This window comes from Oryzophilus luti (assembly GCF_059726245.1).
This window is the reverse complement of sequence record NZ_AP040874.1, coordinates 3,790,705-3,807,376: the sequence shown is the minus strand read 5'-3', so window position 1 is coordinate 3,807,376 and position 16,672 is coordinate 3,790,705. Positions and strand designations below refer to the sequence as shown.

General features: G+C 55.9%; 15 protein-coding genes. 2 read left to right on the top strand and 13 right to left on the bottom strand.

From position 1 onward, the window contains the following. Positions 1–2: 2 nt before the first annotated feature. Positions 3–4,904: an RHS repeat domain-containing protein gene (locus tag AC6IZO_RS16340; RefSeq protein WP_497806539.1), complete on the bottom strand. Its 4,902-nt coding sequence runs from the start codon at positions 4,902–4,904 to the stop codon at positions 3–5. Continuing rightward, positions 4,901–5,701, bottom strand: coding sequence for a hypothetical protein (locus AC6IZO_RS16335; RefSeq protein ID WP_497806537.1), 801 nt, complete (start codon positions 5,699–5,701; stop codon positions 4,901–4,903). Before AC6IZO_RS16335 ends, AC6IZO_RS16340 begins: the two co-directional genes overlap by 4 nt. A 351-nt stretch (positions 5,702–6,052) precedes the next feature. On the opposite strand from AC6IZO_RS16335, the gene AC6IZO_RS16330 reads away from it, so the two are divergent. Further along, complete coding sequence (locus tag AC6IZO_RS16330; RefSeq protein ID WP_497806535.1) at positions 6,053–6,577, top strand: hypothetical protein; 525 nt, start codon at positions 6,053–6,055, stop codon at positions 6,575–6,577. Positions 6,578–6,644: 67 nt separating this feature from the next. Here AC6IZO_RS16330 and AC6IZO_RS16325 read toward each other — a convergent pair whose 3' ends face one another. From AC6IZO_RS16325 to AC6IZO_RS16280, 10 genes are all read right to left on the bottom strand, one after another. After that, a complete protein-coding gene (locus tag AC6IZO_RS16325; RefSeq protein WP_497806533.1) occupies positions 6,645–7,310 on the bottom strand; it encodes a hypothetical protein in 666 nt (221 codons plus the stop codon). Between the two features lie 101 nt (positions 7,311–7,411). Continuing rightward, entirely contained in the window at positions 7,412–8,620 is a 1,209-nt protein-coding gene (locus AC6IZO_RS16320; protein ID WP_497806531.1) for a hypothetical protein, read from the bottom strand. Then, positions 8,617–8,910 carry a hypothetical protein gene (locus AC6IZO_RS16315; protein WP_497806529.1) on the bottom strand — a complete coding sequence of 98 codons (294 nt, stop codon included), beginning with the start codon at positions 8,908–8,910 and terminating at the stop codon, positions 8,617–8,619. Before AC6IZO_RS16315 ends, AC6IZO_RS16320 begins: the two co-directional genes overlap by 4 nt. Before the next feature lie 160 nt (positions 8,911–9,070). After that, entirely contained in the window at positions 9,071–9,289 is a 219-nt protein-coding gene (locus AC6IZO_RS16310; protein WP_497806527.1) for a hypothetical protein, read from the bottom strand. Next, on the bottom strand, positions 9,286–9,462 hold the full coding sequence (locus AC6IZO_RS16305) for a hypothetical protein (protein WP_497806525.1): 177 nt from the start codon (positions 9,460–9,462) through the stop codon (positions 9,286–9,288). The genes AC6IZO_RS16310 and AC6IZO_RS16305 overlap by 4 nt, the downstream gene beginning before the upstream one ends. Further along, on the bottom strand, positions 9,434–10,606 hold the full coding sequence (locus AC6IZO_RS16300; RefSeq protein ID WP_497806523.1) for a tyrosine-type recombinase/integrase: 1,173 nt from the start codon (positions 10,604–10,606) through the stop codon (positions 9,434–9,436). Before AC6IZO_RS16300 ends, AC6IZO_RS16305 begins: the two co-directional genes overlap by 29 nt. Positions 10,607–10,979: 373 nt before the next feature. After that, positions 10,980–11,390 (bottom strand): hypothetical protein, encoded by a 411-nt coding sequence (locus AC6IZO_RS16295; RefSeq protein ID WP_497806521.1) that lies wholly within the window; start codon positions 11,388–11,390, stop codon positions 10,980–10,982. Next, positions 11,387–12,148 (bottom strand): replication-relaxation family protein, encoded by a 762-nt coding sequence (locus AC6IZO_RS16290; protein WP_497809986.1) that lies wholly within the window; start codon positions 12,146–12,148, stop codon positions 11,387–11,389. The genes AC6IZO_RS16295 and AC6IZO_RS16290 overlap by 4 nt, the downstream gene beginning before the upstream one ends. Positions 12,149–12,161: 13 nt before the next feature. After that, entirely contained in the window at positions 12,162–13,535 is a 1,374-nt protein-coding gene (locus AC6IZO_RS16285) for a type IV secretory system conjugative DNA transfer family protein (protein WP_497806519.1), read from the bottom strand. Positions 13,536–13,708: 173 nt separating this feature from the next. Next, positions 13,709–14,464, bottom strand: coding sequence for a DNA adenine methylase (locus AC6IZO_RS16280; protein WP_497806517.1), 756 nt, complete (start codon positions 14,462–14,464; stop codon positions 13,709–13,711). Between the two features lie 303 nt (positions 14,465–14,767). Here AC6IZO_RS16280 and AC6IZO_RS16275 point away from each other — a divergent pair, with 303 nt between their 5' ends. Beyond that, positions 14,768–15,034, top strand: a complete 267-nt coding sequence (locus AC6IZO_RS16275; RefSeq protein ID WP_497806515.1) for a hypothetical protein — start codon at positions 14,768–14,770, stop codon at positions 15,032–15,034. A gap of 62 nt (positions 15,035–15,096) precedes the next feature. On the opposite strand, the gene AC6IZO_RS16270 is transcribed toward AC6IZO_RS16275, so the two are convergent. Next, the gene (locus tag AC6IZO_RS16270) at positions 15,097–16,635 is read right to left on the bottom strand and encodes a recombinase family protein (protein ID WP_497806513.1); all 1,539 of its coding nucleotides are present in this window, start codon (positions 16,633–16,635) and stop codon (positions 15,097–15,099) included. Positions 16,636–16,672: the final 37 nt, after the last annotated feature.

The following is a 16,672-nucleotide window of genomic DNA, read 5'->3' as shown; positions in this document are numbered from 1 at the left end:
ACCTACTCCCTCGAATACGGAATTGCAGCATCAGGATTTTGTCGCCGGAAGGCCGTAATGGCTCTACCTAGATTCTGGATATCCTCGTTCTGACCACGGGTGCAGCCCATCGTAGCCCTCCATCCCTGTCTTGGAGCAAATGGATCTGATAGCCCGCTGCCTCCACCGTGAATAGCTCTTCCGCGAGTATCACCCGTATCGATAAATGCACCAGCAGGTCCATACGCAGCCTCTCCAGCGTGTCTATCGCTCACACCATAGATATTGTGCGTTTTGTAAGGGTCATTTGCCCCCGCCTTCGCCCTGCTATCAACAACGTTTCGCGTCTCAATCTTTGTCTCTGTCAATTTACCTTTCGAGTCCACCACCGTAAACGTTGTGGTCTGTCCCTTCATGTCGGTCTTCAACTGCGCCAATGGCTGCGTTGCTGGCGGTGCAAGCGTCTGCGGCAGGGATGGTGGCGCAGGGGGATTCCCCTTGATCTTGTTAAGGAACCAGTTGAGAGGGTCACTATCTTGATGCCCGTCTACATCTGTCAGTGTGGCAGGGCTATTCTTCACGTATGCGTACAGATTCAGCGACTGTGGATTGCCAAATTCGGCATACGGAACTGCGATCGCTTTTGCCGCCCAGTCAGGTGTCAAAAACCGGCTGGTACCGTTTTCGTAGAACCGTGCTCCGAAGTAGTCAAGCCCAGTTTCCGCGTCGCGTTCCTTGCCACTGAAAAGGTAGTGATTGTTTGCATCCGCATTCGAACTAGCAACGAGTTCTCCAAACGGAGCAAAGTCATAACTTGCAACGGCACTAGCCGTTGAATCCGTCTCAGCAGCGGTCGACCCCAGATGATCTGCAAAGTAAAAGCGGATTGCACCACTCGGCAAATCCCGTCGGGCAATTCGTTTGCTGTTAAAGAATACATACTCTGCCTTTGCTGTCCCGGCGGCATCTGTTTCTAACAGGGCGGAGCCTAATCCTCCTCCCCAATAGAGGGTACCACTGGATTTCTTCACGCGGTCGCCATCACCGTTGTAGGTATACGTCACACTTCCGGCTGTCAAGATCTGATTCTCGGCGTTGTAAGTAAACGCGTTCTGCGAATCCGTCAATTGATTCCCAGCCGCATCGTAGGTGAACGCGAGACGGTTCCGGTTTGAAGCCGTCCCTAGCTGAAGATACTCCCCGCCATAACCGCTCTGTGGTGTCTTGTTCGTCAGATTCCCCCATGCATCAATCGTGTACTTCACATCCGAGAGCGTGGAGTTCGGCGTCTTATACTCAGCAATTCGGTTGTAGGAATCGTATGAAAATACTTTCGAAAGCGTACTATTGGTGCTGTTTGTGATCCCAATTACATTCCCGTTGTTTACGCCACCGTTGTAGAAGTTGTACGAGAGGCTAAGAACCGTGCTTGATGGACTCGTAGCTGATATCGATGACGGCTGCAGCCGCGAGTTGTACGTCAGAATCGACGTTATCCCTGCAAAGGAACTCGCGTAACCGTTCACGTAGCTCGAAATACTCCCCGCTGGCGAGTAGCACGCACCGGCACCATCTGGCGAGGAACACACCTCCCCTGACGTAACGCCTGTGAGGTAATTGACGCCATTCCCGTTATCACGCACGGTCGCTGCGCGGCCATTCGAATCGTATGAATAGGCCAGTGTCGTTCCTGTTGGATACACGATACTCGTGGGTGCTCCGAGCAGGTTATATGCTGTTGTAAAATCTTTCGTCACAGAACCTATCGTGCGCCGTTCGGTCAGGACTCTACCGCGCGAATCAAAGCTCCACAGTGTCGTTCCTGATGCGTCAGCCATCCCAACGCGACGATGAATGTTATTGCCAGAGGAAAGCGCCGTTGCCGTATTGTAAGTGTACGTTATAGCGGTTTCGCCATTGGAATATGACTTTCCGAGTAAATTGTTTTCGGTATCGTACGAATAGCTAATCGTTATGCCACGGTCGTCCCGTTTCGTCAGTACGTTTCCGTTAGCATCATAGGTGTATTTCAGTACTCCCGACTCCGGGTTGTCTGCCTCTCTCAAGCGCGAAAGCGAGTCGTAATAGAACAAGCGAACGCGGTAGACATTGGAATCCGGAGAGTAAGTGCCAGGATTCGAACTGCTATTGAATCCTCCACTGAACGATGAACAGCCCGTCCCCGACGACGCCGTGCCATGCTGTTCAACGCACACAAGATCACCCCGTCCGTTGTACGCATAGTCGGTCTCAAGCGCTGGAGAATTATTCGCCAGTGTTGGATTTTCAATCACCTGCGTAAGCCAGCCGAGCGCATTCGTCGTGGTCTTCTTCGACACCCCCGCTTGATCAATGGTCGTCGTCGTGTTCCCAGAGTAGATGTTCTGGACATAGTTCGAGCTGGGAGCTCCCGACCCGTTGAATATTGTATCCGGGAAAGTCTTCGCTATAGGCCGATCCAAAACATCGTAAAGAGTGCAGTTCAGCCCATACGTAGTGTCACTGGTACTCCGGTATGGATTTGACACGCACGCCTGGCGGCCTAGTGCGTCATAGGTTGTATCCGTATAAATGGTGCCCCTTGAGTCCGAGGTCTGCTGAGTTTGCTTTAGCCGACCGAGTCCGTCATACAGATTCACATCGACCTTAAAGCGCGTATCGATTTTCCGAGAAATGCTAACCGTCGGTGTATTCGGACAGGATGCCTCGCAATATGCAATATCCGTTTCACCCCGGCCCGAACCTTCAGATGGATACAGAATTTGTGTTACGCGATTAAGCGCATCATTGTATGCGTAGTTTGACACGCCTCCGTTCACATCGGTAAAGCTCGTCATCAAGCCGGTATTAAAGTCGTAAGTCGCGCTAACCATGTGCCCGAGTGGATCGATAGTACTCGTCGGATATGCTCCCTGGTATGTATCAGAATAACTATGCCTTGCGATCGCGATCCCATTTGCATCGTACTCCTCGTAGGGCATCCCGGTGGCGTAGTAGGTCTTCCGCGTCACCGTCGCTCCACCTGTGTTCAACCAGCGCGTTACGGAGGTGACGTTGCCGCGGTACGTGCTACTCGGAGGCGTCGTACGTCCCGCTGTCACCGAGCTCGGGGAAAGGGCTGATTCGTCGTAGCCGTATGTCGTTTTTGCGACTTGATTTCCTGAACCATCAAGGATTGTCTCCGTGTCAATTAGGCCCCAAAAACCGTACGGGCTGTAGTTCGCATTTGTCCACGCTTTATAGGTAATTTGCTTTTCCTGCAAGAGTGCGCCAGAACTTCCGTTCGCTCCATAATCGTAGGTTTTAATGTCTGTGGGGTACGGATACTTGCTTGTCTGGTTTGCAGGAGTCGTGATTTTGTATCCGGCATAGACATCCCACGGCGAGGGACCAATCGTCAACGGCAACCCATATTGATAGGTGACAAGTTCTGTTTGTCCTGATTCAAGACTTGTCTTTTCGCTGATCTTCCGTACCGATTCAGATACGCAGTCCCCTCCCCAAAATGGACTATCGCCTTCGTAGGCTGTGACAATTGTCTTCGCGGCTGAGTTGCTGCCATTCGGATAATAGTCAGTTTCTGTCTCATAGAACGAGCATCCTCCAGCAACCGAGCTAAATGCGTGATAAGTGCGATTCCCCAGCGGATCAGTGACGATGTTCGTAGAGGCTGGAGTCGTTGAGCCAAACACATAACCTGTCACCCCCGAGTTGTCGTAGTACCACGTATGCGCACCCGTTCCATCCCTGGAGTCTATAGTTCGTCGCTCAATCGCCCGTGTGACCTTTGTATAGGAGCTAGAATCCACCAACATTGGAATCGTGTGCCACTTGTATGAAATGGTTCCACCAGTTGGGAATATTATTTTTGTCAGATTTCCATAATTGATGGCCGATGAATCACCATCATCTCGATCTAGATATTCGAATTGCCAGTATGTACTATTTGGAAGCACGACGCTCTGCAACATCAATGTTGGCGACGGAGAGTTCACATTTCCATAAGAATCCCATGAGCCGCCGAATTGCTGTGGAGAGATATCTCCACTGTCATGAGGGAAATTCGTTTCGATTGGCACATTGGCATAACACAGCTTATACTGCACTTGCGTGTTGCCTTGCCCCGCTCCGCTAAATGTCTGCGCTTTAGAAACAGGGAAAATTCCATTTGGGCATCCTGATATATCGCTGACTGCGCCACTTGGAACCGCCCGGCCAAGCGTGTCAGAAGCGCTGGACTGTGTTGGGGGCGGATATCCGCCAGGGTTAACCCCAGGAACGCTATTCCCGTTACTGTCTAGGATGCCGGATGTAGCCCATCCTGTGGTGCCAGGGCTGAGGAAACGACTGCCTGCTTTATCTTGAATAATTGACGACGGATAGAGTAACGTATATCCTGTTCCGTCTAGCGTTTGCAGCATGGCCTGCTGGCCAGCCGGGGTAACTGCGACGTGCGTTGCTCCGTCTGGGGTATGTATCACAAATTTATATTGTTGTACATTGATCGAACAAGTATATGCATTGCAATTGGGATCCGAGCTTCTATAATACGTCTCGATAGGCTCCCACCACATTGCGTGCATTTCTCTCAGCGATGCACCTATATCGACGTTGTCATTTGCAAGCGCCCACTCGCTTGACATGATACTTCCAGACTCAGGATCGATGTCTACAACTACCTGGAAGTGTTTATCGTTGTACCCAATGAAATAGTCGAGATTGTTGCGACCTCTTTGTGGCACAGTCAAAAGTGGGATGTGAACGCTTAGACCACCGTTTTGGAGGTTTACAGTGTCAATTGCCCCTCCCTCATAAGACCCGTAGGGCTTAAGGCCATTTTCTAGCGCTGGTTCTGTTTGTGAATATGCAAACACCGAAAGCAGAACAATTACACCAAGTACCATGAGCAGGTGTTTCGAGGTCATTTTTCTGCTCCCTCGGAAAGGCTAAACTCGCTATCTGCAATGGCGGGGTTCACAATTACATCTTTTACTATCACTACTTCTTCCGGGTGCCCCTGCTGGCGACGCACAATCTTGTACGGAACTGCCATGCCATCAACGGCTCGATAATTATCAAATTCAAGACGCCTTTCCGGAAATCTAATTGCGACTCCCACTGTGGCGGCATGGTAGGTAACTGCCAAAGGAAGATAGGTCGCGGAATCGAATTCCCACTCAACGAGAGATGAATCTGCATTCATGTGGGATCTCCGATTGACGGTTCTTACGCGCACGATGCCGGGCAGACTAGAAGCGGCTATATCGATACTGAGTTCAGGATCTGCGATTGCTTTGGCGATTGCTACTGCAGGTAAGTGCAGCGGCGGCGTCTGTTCTGCCAATAGCCGCCTCACTGCTTTGATTCTTGGGGACAGGCTCTTTCCGCTGCTTTGAGGGTTACCATGCCCGCTGACATCAATTTGCACCCCGTTTGAGGTTGACCGCTCTCTTCTGAATTCATGATTGTTTTCGGCAAATGAATCCTTCCATACGAATGCGAAATTCGTGTCGCCACAAGTTGCGGTCCCGGAAACCGATGCTGTCGAGACGTTTCTCGCTACTCGTTCTCCGCCAACCGTTGCGAGCGCACGAGTGAGAATTGCAACTGCTCTAGCGTCGCGAATCGGAACAGTTAATCTGTCCGCGTAAGGAGAAACATCTTGTGCCACTAGTGAAGAGGCGGTAAGTGCGAGGGCCAAGAGCCCTCCTATCAGTTTCATCGCTCAGTTCCTTAACAACGCTACAAGAGATATGGTCGCCCGGAGAAGAACAGTTAATCAGGGCAACGAAGTCAAAAGCTTGACGTGCAATTGACGGAATCGTTCTAATGAATACAGGAGCTAAATGCAAATGAATTCTTTGCGCTACTGCGAAGCCTGATTAGTCTATCGCTTCGATAACCGACTGAAAGGAATAGCTCGCCTAGCCCAACTTAGCGGCGGCGTGTTGCTGAGTAGGCGAAATTTCATCGGCGATGAATTAATTTCGCTCTCATTCCTATTTTCAATGTTTGTAGATAGTCTGGGTTTGGTGCCGGTCTACGTGAGGCAACCTCTGGTCAATTTGCAAATATGGATACCTTGCTGGTCATCGCTATCCACGAGAATATGATGAATTCATTGTTGCGATTCTTCCTTGGAGCTTCGACATGTATTGTGTCTACATGCATTCTGACCGCTTTTGTGACTGTGCCGATCAGAATGCAGGGACATTCGCGGCAAAGCATTAAGGCGCGGGTGGCTTTCGTTGCCCGCGGCACGAGTACGTATAGCTCTTTTGCTGGGAATCAGACCGACTACTTGGTCATGATGAGCGACGGCAAGAAGGTGCTTAGTCCGGCAAAACTTTCCCACCGGCGCGCAACATACCGCCCGGCTCTTGGAGACAAGCTCCTACGCGCAAAGCGGCCTGTCACGTTGAGAATCCAACGTGTTCCGGAATGTGACACGCGATTTGAGAGCTTTGCCCTTGCCTGGCAGGGCGATGCGAACAACCGGGCAGTGCAGGTCCCTATCCTTGCGCCCATCGGTACGGCGCAAGTTCCGGTGATAGCGGCGGACACGGTCCTGCCTTGCTATATCCTTCAGGATAAATAGCGCGATCGATGCAGAAACACATGCAGATGCACTCCGTGACATGGGCAAACGATGGCGCGCACCAAGGTCAGTCGCGTGAGTTTGTTGGGCTGCTGGGTCGGTCTCTGTTTGATAAGGCCGTGATAATGTCAGACGCGGTCGACGCCTCTATTCCCTGCTCTGAGAAGTAGGCCTTCCAGAAGGCGGTGATCGCTTGCCTTCGCGCAGACGGCAAGTGGCGGAGATCGGTGCTGCGCATCGACACCAGCCGGACCGAGATCCCCGCAGGGAGCACATGCTTCGCTGCGAGCTCGCGTGCGTACGCCACGGCAGTGTTTTCTCTCGCCAAGCAAGGTGCGGTCATGAAGTCCACAGCTTGGTCATCCTCAATGAAGTCGCTCAGCACGACAAGCCGCTTTTCGCTCCCCGCTGCATCCTGCCCCAGTTCTTCTCCTGCGACGCGCAGAGTGCCGAGGATATCCGTCTTGATTGGCGGATGCACCGAGGCTGCGGCCTGCATCGCCTGAAGCTGCCGTTCGACCTCCGCGCGATAGCGTTTGCGGTCCTGGTCATAGGCCTCGCGATGTGCCGAAGGCTGGAAGCGAAGCATTCTTCCTGGCAGATCGGCCTCGGCGTCGCCCAGGATCGGGATGATTGTATAAAGGTCTCCTCTTTTCTCCTGACTGACCGCATGGGCAATCTCCCGAAATGCCGCGTCACGAGCACTGCGCTCAATGCTGGCGCTCACATCCATAAGGATCACCACATGTCGCGGTTGCGACCCGGACTCGTAGCGGCAGCCTAGCCCAAAGAAGCAACCCGCGACCAGTACATATATAAAGATGCGCCGCATATTCAGTTCTCCCCCTTCTTCGCCCGCACTGCGAGTCCCGGAGTGTCTTTCTTCTGGTGGAGTAGATTGAGAAACTGCGGCAGTTCAGGCTGGGCATCATCGACCAGTGAGGATTCGACGAAGCGCACTCGCTCGAGGCCATAGAAGACGGCCGGGGACGGGTGGATTCGTTCGTGGCGGAAATAGAGAGAAGCTGCAAGATACGCTGCTCCCGGCAGCAGGAAGCTGAACGGGGACAGGGCGAAGAGCCACCAGGAAACCACCAGCGTCAGCATCGCCGAAAGCATTGCTTTGACCTGCACCATCCAGGCAGGCACTTGCAACGCACCGTTCCTCAATCCGTGTTCGTGCTGATGGCAGTAGGAGGCGACGGCTGCGTCACGTTCCCGGCTTAGACGGTCGAGTTCGTTCTTGATCCATTCGGTTTCCGCTTCGAGCGCTTTCTTGGTATCCCGCAGCTCTCGCGAGTAGCGTTCTGCCCGCCGCTCGGCACACCGGTACTGATACCACTCGCGCAAGTGGTAGGCCGCATGCGTGAACGCACCGGCTGCGGCCAGCGGCGCTCCGAGGCTGATAAAGACGTAGAAGGCCGAGGCCAGCAAGGGATGGCCGCCGAGGAAGGCCGCCAGCGGGTTGTCATTGATGCGGGCGGCGAAGGCGACCTGATAGCCACGCAGGATTCCCCAAAGAACAAGGGCAACGGCGCCCAGCACGCCGAGGACGAGCCAGGTGATACGCCACGCGAGTGAGCGGCCTTGGCCTTCGAGCGACTCCCAGGCAAGATGCAACAGCACGCTGGCCAGAGAGACGAGCCCCAGCGCGCCAAGATACTGCAAGGCAGGCTCGGTAATGTCGAGCAGGTCAAGGCCTGGTGCGAGCAGGACGACCTCGGTCGCCAAGGCGGTAGTCCCCAGGCACAGGACGAACATCGGCATGACGACTTTCAGATCACTGGCGGCGATCCTCTGTTGCGCCTCACGCCACTCATCCTCGATAGCGGGACCAATATTGGTCAGGTGGTCAAACGCGGCTTCCAGACGTTTGCGCTTGGGGAGCGACTGCTGGCGGGCAGCGAGCCCTGCGGCATCGAACTGCGCCTGAATCTGTTTCGTCCCTTGTTCAGGACTGACGCCATGAGCTCCGTCGAAAAATCCCTGTTGCTCGTATTCGGTGGCGGGACGCTGTTCAAAATCGAAGATCGGTATCTTCATTGGTCATCTCCTCGCGTGGCTGCCCGGCGCGGTCGGTGAAACTGTCGCGCAAGGATCGCAACGACGAGTGCACCGATGACGAGCTTTTGCCACGGCGAGATGTTCCCCCATAGCTCGGCAAGAACGGTAACAGCTGAGATGCAAACCACCGCCAGGCCCACGAACGCAATGGCGTATCGAATGGCGTCCTTGGCTTCGATCAGGCGCAGGAGGACGCAGAGGCCAATGACGAGCAGGGCCATGGCCGCCAGCTCAAGTAATGTGTTTGACAGCCAGTGAATGGCTCTCATCGATTTCACCCCTTCGTTTTTCCAACAAAAAGGGAGCCTTCTTGCGAGGGCTCCCGTAGGTGTCAAAGAACAGATGAGGTGCTGAACGTGGCGTCGGTTCGCGATTCTCATCGGGCCGATTTGCCCGGCTCGATAGCACCCCTTGCCGTCAGCTTCCGATTTACGTTTCGAGAATCTTCTTCGCCTGGAGGAGTTTTGAGAGCGCGGCCTTTTCGGTGTCGAGTTCCCGCTGCATCTCGGCGACGCGCTTTTCCTGTTTGGCGATCTGGTCGAGCATGACGTCGATGGGCGATTTTGGTACCCACGGCTTGCGTGCTCCGTTGGTTGCGGTGGCAGGCTGAGGCTTGCCAATGGAATCGAGTTTCTTCTCGGGTGTCATGGGTTCTCCTTTTCTTTATTGCGGCTGTCCTTGTCCAGGCGCTCCTCCGACGCGGTGCCGAAGACATCTCGCAGCAGGAGCATCAAGCCTCTTAGCTGCGCAATCTGCGTTTCGGCTCCTTCGAGGGTTCCCAAGACGGACAACTCATTGCACGCGGCCAACTCGTTCGTCATTCCCTCGAACGAGTTCAGGAGCCGCCGATGGATCAAGCTGGCTTTCCGGAAGATTTCCTGCCGGATCGCCTCGGTTGTGGTTTGCGGGTTGTTCATGGGGTTGTGGCTCCTGTGAACGGTTTTGCGTGGATTGCTTCAGTTGTTCACGTTGCGCGGCAGTCCAGGCTTCGAGTTTCTGAATGGCCTCTCGCTTGGCATGCAGCTCGATGTGGGTGTAGATGGCGTTGATATCCTCGCCGCTGGAATGCCCCATCAGCGCCCGGCGTACCTCGGCCATGACTCCTGCTTCGAGCAATCGGGTGTTGAAGGTATGGCGAAGATCGTGGAAGCGGAAATAGCGAAGCACGGCGCGGCGGATGGCTCCCTTCCACGCGGTCTTGATCCGGTGGATCGGCTGGTTATCAAAGGTAAAGACCAGCCCTTCCGGCTTGCGGCGTCTTTCAAGATCGGCGTAGAGGCGTTCGGTGAGAGGAATCTCACGGCTCTCCCCTCCGGCGGTCTTCGAGTGGGTGACGTAGAGCAAGCGGCGGTTGAAGTCGATGTGCTCCCAGCGCTGGCTCAATATCTCGCCCCGGCGCATGCCGGTATCGAGTGCGGCGATTGCGATCTCGCGCAGGTGCGTGGCGGCCGCAGCCAGCAGTTTGTCTTCCTCGGCAACGCTGACAATGATGCGCGGCTTGCGCCGCTCTTCCGCCAGACGCAACCGGTTTAAGGGATTCGAGAGCAGGATTCCCTCATCCACTGCCCAGAAGAGCATGTGGCGAAGGGCCTCAAGGTCCCGGTTGATAGTTGTCTCCGACAGCTTCGGCTTCGCCTTGTGCCTCCAGGCGCGGTATTCCTTTACCCGGGACTTCGAGATGCGGCCGATTAGCGTCTCACCCCAGAAGGGCAGCAAGACCTTCAAGCGGTCATGATGGTAAGGGCGTGGTGAGCCATCGGCGAGGAAGCGCGCGGCAAGTTCCGCAAACGTCATCTCCGGCTTGGCTTCGGTCATCCCTAATCGCTGCAGGTTCAGCTCTTCCTTGAAGCGTTGCGCGATGGTCTCGGCGCGGCGGCGGTTCCCCGTGCCCGTCGAGCGGGCATGGCGTACGCCGTCAATCCAGTGATAGGCCCAGTAGACTTCGCCCCTCTTGAACAGGGTCACGACGGCTCACCTCCTTCCTTTGTGGACTTGGTTGTCAAGGATCCAGCGAACGACTTGGTTCCGGTAGAAGACCAACTTGCCGGTGTTGCCGATCCGGAAGTACGGCAACCCCGACGGCAGATACCGCTGCCGCACGGTCCAGACCGAGCAGCCCAGAAGCCGGGACACGGCGATGATCGTGAGCGGTTCTCCCAATGGGTCCTCGGGAAGGCGTGCCACTGTGCTCATGGCGCTCGCTCAATCCCTCGGGCAATGCTGCGGGCAGCACTGCCCGGGGTGGACCTTGGAAAAGCCCAACCCATGCTTGCGGTTGACGAAAGCCGCGAAACCGGACTTGCGTAGTTCCGCAACGCACCCGCTCCCCACCCTTCGATCAACGATCATCACGATGTGCCTCCCGCTTGATGGACCAGCGAACCAGCTTCCGAAACCACTGCGGCAACATCCCCCAGAGAACGATGAGCAACACGACAAGAATCCCCAACACGACCAATGCGTTCTGAACCTGAGGTGCCGAGAGCACTGCCTGAATGGTTACTAGCACGACATAGATCACGAGCAACCCGATGGTGACCCGCGCCAGGATCCCGAGCACGTGCCAGACGGGTGAGACCTTCGGTTGCGGCGTCGATAGCTCCCGGCTGCCGCACTTGGAACAGAACTCAGCGACGCGAGGGTTGACGTGCTTGCGCGGACAGAGCTTCACGTCGTAGGTGCGTCCGCAGAACTGGCAGTAAAGCGGCTCACCCGCCGTCATCCGTCCGCATTCGTAGCAGTACTTCATGGAAGTTCCTCGATGAATGGTTGTGGCGCATTCCCCGTGGGCCGATGCCAGATGGAGGCAAACATGCCCTGCGTACGGATGGCATCCAGGGTGGCAAACCAGAAGACCTTGCCGGTCACTTGCTGAACACGCTCACGCAGCGAGGCCAGCCGGCGCTCAGAGTTCATCAGGGCGAGCACGCGGAAGCGTTTCACTCCGAATCGTCGTTCACCGTCCCCAGAGACGGCGAGTTGGAGATACCGCTTGGTCTTCTCTTTCCACACTGTTTGGTTCTCGTTGCCTAAATCGACTTCGACGAACGACGCAAGCACGCCCTGCGGCGTTACGAGTTCGAAGTACCCATCGGGGATCAACTGGATACCCTGCGCCACTGGCTCACGGAAGGCGACCCAACGTAGGAACTGAACATTCCGCGCAGGAATCGCCCGGTACTTCAACGCGACGTACACCTCATTAATTGCTAACTGGTGCATGACACCGAAGTCTGCCGCCAAGGTCACATCCGACTTCCGGCGCATTCCCCTGTTCGGCACCCCTGCGAGCTGTGCTCCACGATCCGACAGCGTGTAGAGCGCCTTGCTGCCACTACGGCTGGTACCCAGGAAGAACCTGCGGAGCAATCCGGCGCGAGTCAGTAACAGCAGCCGCGCGTTTGCCCGCGTCGTCGATCCGAAACCGGCCACCAGCTTCGCCTGCTCGCGGTCGATCACGCGCATCACCGCCAGTTCTTCCAACAAGTGCCGGTCCCGTGCTTGCACGATCAATCCCCGTTTACTCCCAGTCATGGAGTACCTCCTCGGGCCGGTTGAGCAGTGCGGCCTGTCGGGCCGCGATGTCGCGTTCGATGTGGGCACGCACGCGGCTACGGGCATACCGTGCGCGGTTGACCAGATCTGTGAAATCGACCCTGGGCTCCTCGATGGTCGGCACTACGATCTCCGCCGCACGATCCGAAGAACTCTTCACGATGGCGTAACGGGCGGGCAAATTCTTCAGGCGTTCGGTGAGCGGCTTGCCGCCGTCGAGCATCTGCGCAGCCTGTGCGGCATCCGTGCTCGACAACTGGAAGAACACGTGCGTTCCTACCGAGAGAATCGCTGCGCGCATCTCCGTTGGGTACTGGTCGAGGAACTGGTTGGCCGCAACGAAGGCAACGCCAAACTTTCGCGCCTCGGAGAGCATGGTCTCGATGCCACTGTCGCTACCCACGAAGTTCTGCATCTCGTCGCAATAGACGGTGAACAGCGTCCGCTTCTCACGAGCGAAGACGGCACTGTTCACCCCGGCAAGTACCAGCCCACCGAGGGTCAGCGACTGCGCACCCAGCCTCCCCTTCTCCAGGTTGACGAGAACCCAGAAACCGGAGTCCATCGCCTCGCGCAGTGAGAACGTCGAGTGTTGCTGTCCGACGATGTGGCGGAAATGCGGATCGGCCGTGAAGGCAGAGGTCTTGTTGAGGATCGGCTCCCGCATCACGGCCTTCATCGCCTCGCTCAGCGGATTGAAGCGGAGCTCGAAGTACTGCCGGATCTCGGCATTCTCGAGCTTCTTCAGGCACACCGTACGGAACCCGTCTTCGGTCAATAGTGGCGCCAGTTCAAGTAAAGTCAGGCCATTGGCCGCCAGCAGATAGAGTGAGTTGCGGAGCAACTCATCGGTGCGGGCTCCAAAGTGGTCCAGTCCCCAGCGGCGGCGCAACAGGTCGGTTACCTCGGCCACACGGACGAAGTCATCGGCACCCTCCAAGGGATTCATGCCAACTGACAACTCCCTGTCGCCCGGCGATACCAGAATGAGTTTGTCCGACAGGTGCCGTCGTTCCCGGCGCTCCCGCGCGTTGATCGTGCGCAGCACGAACGGCGTCAGTTCGCCGTGAATGTCAATGACGAGAAACCCTCGGTCGGCACTGGCATCCTCCTGCAGCATGTGCCGCAATAGCGAGCTCTTGCCGCTGCCAGTCTTACCGAGCACTGCAATATGCATCGCACGACGCGTGCTCGGCAGCTCCAGTCGTCCGCGCGTCGCATGACCATCCACCACACGCGTCCCGAGACTCAGCGCACCACGTTCCTTCCGTGCTCCGCCTCCCCGTCCCTGCAACCGGTTCCAGAGCCCAACAATGAGTTGTTCGAAAAAGTCATACATGGCGAGGCATAGTGTCGATGAGCCTGCGTCAGGATCGGTAACGGGATGGCGGTTGAGAGCGAAAAGCCAGGTGCCCGAACGCGGTCGGGCACCTGGGACCACCACACTATTGTGAAAGGAGTCGACAGGTTGGACGATAGAGTCACCTTCACTTGGCGCTTCTTCGCCCTGCCTCAGTAGTTGGTGATCAAAACTTCCTTGAAGCGGCGGCCTACCGTCTTCTGCGCGGTGTAGGAGAGCTGCACGCCCTGAATATGAAACTTCCGGAAAATCGAGCGCACTTCAGCTACGTCGTTCAGCGAGAGCACAAACTTGCCGCGCACCGCGGCGAGGCGCTCGGCGAGCACGGCGAACTCCTCCGGTTCCAGGTTGTAGTGGTACAACTTGCGTCCGTAATAGGGCGGGTCCAGGTAGAACAGCGTCGTCGGACGGTCGTACCGCTTCAGCACCTCTTCATACGGAAGGCACTCAAGCTGGACCCGCGCCAATCGCTTGTGAGCATTTTCAATGAGCTGGGGAAGACGCTCTAGGTTGAAGCCCGGAGGCTGCACTACGTGCCAGTGGTAGTTGGGGCGGCAAACGAGGCTAGCAAACGCCTCCTTCAACAGGTAAAGATAGCGCGCTGCCCGTTGCACGTCGGTCAACGTCTTCGGATCGGTGGCCTTCAACAGTTCGAAAACCTTCCGCCCGATGACGATGAACCGGAAATAGCGCAACAGTTCCTCGTGGTGGTGCTGACAGACGCGGAAGAAGTTCACAATCTCCTCGTCTCTATCGTTCAACACCTCAACCCTGGTTGGCTCCTTATGGAAGAAGACCTGCGCGCCACCCGCAAACGGCTCCACGTACGTAGTGTGCTCCGGAAATATTGCAATGACCCGCTTCGCCAGCGACCTTTTACCGCCAATGTAGCTCAACGGACCAATCATCACTTCCAGAGACGAACGGCCTTGTGCAGTTTACCGCCACGGCCAAAGCCCAACCGCAGCGTGTCATAAGCCTAACCGGTTCGCAGAAGATTGGTAGACGGCTGATTCCGCTCGCGCGTGCGGAACGCAGACAAGGCACGCCGTCCCTACCGCACCTTTGACACGTATCCGCCGTCTTGCGCTTTCCGCCGTTCGGGATAGGCTGGAATGAGCACCTTCCACGTTCACTCCTTCCAGCATTAAGCCAGCACGTTTCCTTCTGATCGCACGAAGGAAGCTTCCCCGTGAGGGCAAGGAGATCCCATGTTTCCGCTAGGACAAATCGTCGCCACGCCCGGCGCACTTCGAGCGCTCCTGCAAAACCAGCAATCCCCTATGATCTTTCTTGCACGCCACCTTCATCACGATTGGGGAGAGCTCTGCAAGGAAGACAAGCAGGAGAATGACCGCGCCGTTCACGACGGGCTTCGCATCCTCTCCTGTTACAGACTCCACGACAATGCACGCATCTGGATCATCACTGAAGCTGATAGAAGCGCAACGACGATCCTGTTGCCGGAAGAATACTGAGGGCTAAGAGCCAGTCTCGGATTGCAGGCTGGCTCTTCAACTTAGAAGGCTTTCTCGATCATTCAACGCAGACCCAACGTCGGCGTTGTTTCAACACATTCTTGAATTCGTTGAATCAATACACCCATGGTTCGATAAGTCCCCCGAGTCGGTCTACCACTTGAAGAGTTTTCGCGTTCCGCCATCAAGCGAAACGGTATATGCAGCACTACACTTACGTTTTTGCTGCTTACCCTTAGGTTCGACAGCAGGATTTTCAACAGCTCACGCTTTCCGCCCAGATCCGCGCGTTCGTAAAGCAATGACGCCTCTCGCGCGAGTTCGACAGTTTTCTCGACCTCGGTGAGCGAATCACGTCCGTCACGGAGCGCCGCGATGCGCTGTCGTATCTCCGCCTCTTCCCACGTCAGCGTATGTTGCTTTTCGTCGAACAACTGTTTCTCGATGTTTCCGTCGAGAAGCAGGTCTGTCAGGTTGCTCTTCCGGACGCGGATTTGCTCGAGTTTGAGGTTCTCGCTCCGCAGCAGTTCATCCTGGTGCGCGACTGCGCTTTGACGCGCTGCGGCAATCCACTCGCGTAGGTACCGGATTTCGTTATCAGAAAGCCGGATTGCGCGTATGGCTGCCTGCACTGCATCTTCAATTGTTTCTTCTCGTATAGACGTCTTGGGGCATACAGGGGGCGTTTTGAATGGACGATTGTGGCACCGGTAGTACACGTGGCCTTTCTTGCGTTCGCCAATCAACGAATAGCCGCAACTGCCACAGTGAACGATCCGGCTATACAGAAAGGTGTGGTGCTTCGCCCTGTCCGCAGTCTTTCCTGCAAGCATTGCCTGGGCTCGCAAGAAACAATCTCGGGCTACGATAGGCAAATGGTTGCCAGCGTATTCTTGACCGTTTTTGCTGATCCGCATCACTCCGATGTAGAACGGATTCTTGAGAATCCGCGAGATGCCGTTGATGGAAACCCTTCCGCCGCGCTTGTTGCGCAAGCCGCGCTCCCACATAAATCCGGCCAGCGCTGGAAGGGCAAGTTCCCCTCCTGCATATCGCTGGAACAACTCGGTCACCAGCGGCGCCATCACCGGGTCCGGTAGTTTGGGCTTCGCGGCACCATGGTCCGTATAGCCGACAGGCGCTGCGAACGGATAGAATCCCTGCTTTAGCCGCCCGTAGATTCCCTTCTTGGCTTCCTCCCGGAGGTTCCTGCTGTAGTGGGCTGCGACGACTGCCTGAATGTCGGCAGAGAGACGCCCGGATACTGTGGCGAGATCAACACTTTCGTTAGCAAAGTGGATCTGCACTCCAGCGTCCGAGAGTTTGCTGATATCAGCCCAATCCTCCAAATTGCGTGCGCTGCGGTCGATCTTGTGGATCACCACACCCTGCGCAGCTCCGATCCGAAGCAGCTTCAGCATCAGTGTGAACGCCGGACGCCCTTGCTTCGCCGCAGTCTCCTTCTCCTCGAACCATCGGATGATGGACAGATCTCGTGACTTTGCATAGCGGAGAATCGCATCCCGTTGCTCAGCGAGTGAAACACCCTTCTCCCCCTGCTTGACCGTCGAAACACGGGTATATGCAAATACCTTACCCATGTTCGTTCGGTGTATTTTCCAAAGAACTACTCGACCT

Coding starts and splice junctions, on each gene's coding strand:
- AC6IZO_RS16280 (WP_497806517.1), bottom strand. CDS start 14,464: ATGATTGGTCCGTTGAGCTACATTGGCGGTAAAAGGTCGCTGGCGAAG.
- AC6IZO_RS16315 (WP_497806529.1), bottom strand. CDS start 8,910: ATGAGAGCCATTCACTGGCTGTCAAACACATTACTTGAGCTGGCGGCC.
- AC6IZO_RS16310 (WP_497806527.1), bottom strand. CDS start 9,289: ATGACACCCGAGAAGAAACTCGATTCCATTGGCAAGCCTCAGCCTGCC.
- AC6IZO_RS16270 (WP_497806513.1), bottom strand. CDS start 16,635: ATGGGTAAGGTATTTGCATATACCCGTGTTTCGACGGTCAAGCAGGGG.
- AC6IZO_RS16275 (WP_497806515.1), top strand. CDS start 14,768: ATGTTTCCGCTAGGACAAATCGTCGCCACGCCCGGCGCACTTCGAGCG.
- AC6IZO_RS16330 (WP_497806535.1), top strand. CDS start 6,053: ATGGATACCTTGCTGGTCATCGCTATCCACGAGAATATGATGAATTCA.
- AC6IZO_RS16325 (WP_497806533.1), bottom strand. CDS start 7,310: ATGGATGTGAGCGCCAGCATTGAGCGCAGTGCTCGTGACGCGGCATTT.
- AC6IZO_RS16340 (WP_497806539.1), bottom strand. CDS start 4,904: ATGACCTCGAAACACCTGCTCATGGTACTTGGTGTAATTGTTCTGCTT.
- AC6IZO_RS16335 (WP_497806537.1), bottom strand. CDS start 5,701: ATGAAACTGATAGGAGGGCTCTTGGCCCTCGCACTTACCGCCTCTTCA.
- AC6IZO_RS16295 (WP_497806521.1), bottom strand. CDS start 11,390: ATGAAGTACTGCTACGAATGCGGACGGATGACGGCGGGTGAGCCGCTT.
- AC6IZO_RS16305 (WP_497806525.1), bottom strand. CDS start 9,462: ATGACGAACGAGTTGGCCGCGTGCAATGAGTTGTCCGTCTTGGGAACC.
- AC6IZO_RS16320 (WP_497806531.1), bottom strand. CDS start 8,620: ATGAAGATACCGATCTTCGATTTTGAACAGCGTCCCGCCACCGAATAC.
- AC6IZO_RS16285 (WP_497806519.1), bottom strand. CDS start 13,535: ATGTATGACTTTTTCGAACAACTCATTGTTGGGCTCTGGAACCGGTTG.